We start from the raw sequence: 3,274 nt of genomic DNA on the forward strand, positions 1-3,274 counted from the left end.
AAAATACAAAATTTAAACGATAAAAACAAGTTAATTATTTGATTATCAAATAATTATAAAATTATTTTTGCACATATAAAAAACAAAAAAGTCGGAAGAAAATCTTCCGACCATGACTACGCTTTCGCGTAGCTTTTTGATCTTTTTATAATAAAATCTCTATTTCTGCTTTTCAAGGAATGAAACAAGTGAAGCAAATTCCTCAATTGTTAAGGAATTCGCCAGTCCTGCCGGCATCATAGAATTAGGCATTTCTTTTCTACTGGCGATATTGCTCTTTTTCACGGTATTGACATTCCCAGCGATATCTCTCAATACAACTTTATCGGAAGTTTCCTGAGTTACAAAGCCCATATAACTTTTCTTATCCTTTGTACTTACAAGGACTGTTGAAAATCCTTGTGAGATTGAAGCATTTGGTTTTAAGATAGATTCTGCAATTTGCTCCCTATTCATAATTCCACCAACTTGGCCCATAAAAGGACCTTTCATCGGCTCGCTCTTGGAAAGGCTGTGACAGGCCTGGCATCCCTGTTTTGTAAATAAAGCTTTACCCTTTGTTGGATCACCTTTTACTTTTTTAAGTGCGACCAGCACATCTTCTATAGAAGTCTTTCCTACTTGCCCTTTTTGGCTTTTTATCTTTTCTAGATCTACTTTCTTTTCAACGGGCTGTTTTACTGCAACTGCCTTGCTTACAATTTCAAAGCCAGGGACCTCCATTCTAAACTTCTCATTCAGATCGGCATAGAACTGCTTATTTCCTGCAGTTCCCCTAGCACTTTCAGCCAATAGGAATTTCTCTATTACTGCAGAGGACTCCCACGTTTCAGCTTTATAGTATGGTCCGTGAGAATCAGGCCGAGTTCCCCACCACCACGATGCATCATATGCAGCCTCTTTCTTGTACAGCCTGGCTAGGGTAGTCAGAATTTTAGTTTTTAATTTTTGATCCTTTGTCTTTCCATAAGCGTTGATCAAACCTTCAACTGCTCTTGGATCATGCATGTAGCGCAATGCCCATAAAGCCAAATCTGGACTTTCTGTCCCCAAAAACATCACACTTGGATTGACCGCATTTAATTTAACCAACGATCTTACGGCAACATGCGGAAGTACGATGGCTGAATTTGGAACTTGATGGGGTCCTTCAACTCCTTTAGCAGGAGCAACAAATGAAGCAGGTACAGGAATTTGCAACAATGCATTTGCTGCCTCAGGACGTCCTAGACGGCCTAACGAGGTTGCAGAAACCGTTTGAACTCTTACATTTGGATCTTTTAACCCCGCAATGAATGGATCGATCGGCACCTGATCGATCGTGCCCAGACGATCTGTTAATGCCCTCAACGCATATTCACGAATGTTATCCTCCTTCGCCAATTCAACTAGATCATTGATCGACTTATCCTTTGCAATTTGCCCGAATGTATAGATACCTGCAACCCTAGTAGCCAATGGCAATTCTTTATCCTTAGCAATTTCCAGTGCAGCATTCGCTGATTCTTGCCCAGCCCGGGAAACCAATTCTTGTGAAGCATATAATCGTGTAGTCGAACTTCCGGATTTCAATAAATCCTTTAGGTCGGAAATGCTAGCTTTCTTAACTTCTGGAAAGGCCTTAAACGTCCATCCCTCAGGTACGGCGCGGATAACATAACCCTTATCAGGGTTACCCGAATAGCCTGCGCCATCCCAAGCCGACAGATATAACCTGCCTGAACCATCGACATCCAAATCCGTAATCTGTGGCAGCTTAATAAATTCTTCTTCTTTTTGTTTGAAACTAGGCCCATCAGCAGTAACATGGTGCAAATAAAGGAAATTCCTGCCCCAGTCAGCCATCATTGGAACTTTGTTGTATTTTGCTGGCCAGGTATCTTCTTCCATATATAAAGATCCCGTACCCGAACCCCCACCAAGCATCGCTAAAGCTGGAATTATTTCTTCAGTGAAGTTCTGGAACAGCAATGGATATCCATACTCGCCAGATTGTACCTGGTGCGAGAAACGAATATCCCAGCCACCACCATCATTGGTATTGTCCCTAGTGAAAATATTCATATAAGGATCAATGGCTACATCATAAATATTACGCAGTCCATGCGTATACATTTCCATCTCCGTTCCATCAGGCCTTACTCTTAAAATACCACCACCCAAACTGATCAATTTCCTACCATCAGTGCCGGTAGCGTTATGGAATCCGAAATCGCCTACGGCAATATAGATCCAGCCATCAATTCCCATGCGAATACCGTTAGTGGCATGGTCGGTACCTCTTTCCTGAATATATTTTGCATTACTGACGCCCTTGACCAAAACCGTTGGGCTACCGTCAGCAACACCATCTTGATCCTTATCTTCAAAAACGACCAAGTCCATTCCTGACGCTATACCTGATTTTTCATCAAATGTGGTATGCATCACGTACACTTTGTCGCCAAGGACAAATATTCCCCTTGGATTATCTACACGGGCAAAATCAGTATGTCCATCCATGCTACCATCATTGTCCTTATCCACAAAGCGGCGGATAAACCCTTTGCCCATATCCTTACCTAGTGAACCGATCATATCGACACCAACATAAAGTTCACCGGTTGGTGCTACGGCCAAACATGCTGGACTAGGAGTTAAATCTGGACCAGTAAAAGAAGTTAGAATTAAATCAGAAGGACCTCCATCAACTCTCTTTAACGTATCCTGAGTTGAATAAACCGCATTTTGACTGAAAATTTTTGATCTTTGTTTGCTTTGTTCTGCTTTATCAACATTATGGGTAAAGCCCATCAATATAGGAAAGAGAAACAATAAATTAAATGTCCTTTTCATTTGTAAGGTATTGATTGAATTATTTACTATAAATTATAGCTATAGATTTAGAATTTGCGAAAGATAAGAAAATAATAAACGAGATTTAGTAAAAATATAGGGACATTAAAGATCGAAATATTTTAATAAAAAAATGCTTACTAGCAATCATAAGTTACCTGCAAACCTAATTATGCATTCTAATAAAATTGGAAATAAATTTCTGCTATTACTAACTGTATGTTAACTGAAATTGATTGGATATTGGTAAAGTGAAAAAATAGTTAATATCTAATAGTTAGACAAAAGATAGGAGACATGAGATTTTATAAAACGAGCGGTCGTGGCATGTCTGTTTTTTTGGGGGATATAAAAACAGAAGGGCCCGCTGTCTTTACGACAGCGGGCCCCTTGTATAAAATTAGGCACCGACCTACTCTCCCACCTGTTACGGCAATAC

Annotated in this window: 1 protein-coding gene; it reads right to left on the reverse strand. The window is 40.0% G+C overall.

What is annotated here, in order from left to right; all coding sequences use genetic code 11:
- Window positions 1-159: 159 nt before the first annotated feature.
- Window positions 160-2,835 carry a DUF7133 domain-containing protein gene (locus tag E0Y80_RS20485; protein WP_156309504.1) on the reverse strand — a complete coding sequence of 892 codons (2,676 nt, stop codon included), beginning with the start codon at window positions 2,833-2,835 and terminating at the stop codon, window positions 160-162.
- Window positions 2,836-3,274 lie beyond the last annotated feature (439 nt).

The organism is Sphingobacterium endophyticum (genome assembly GCF_009733535.1).
In the GTDB taxonomy this organism is placed as follows: domain Bacteria; phylum Bacteroidota; class Bacteroidia; order Sphingobacteriales; family Sphingobacteriaceae; genus Sphingobacterium; species Sphingobacterium endophyticum.

Coding starts and splice junctions, on each gene's coding strand:
- E0Y80_RS20485 (WP_156309504.1), bottom strand. CDS start 2,835: ATGAAAAGGACATTTAATTTATTGTTTCTCTTTCCTATATTGATGGGC.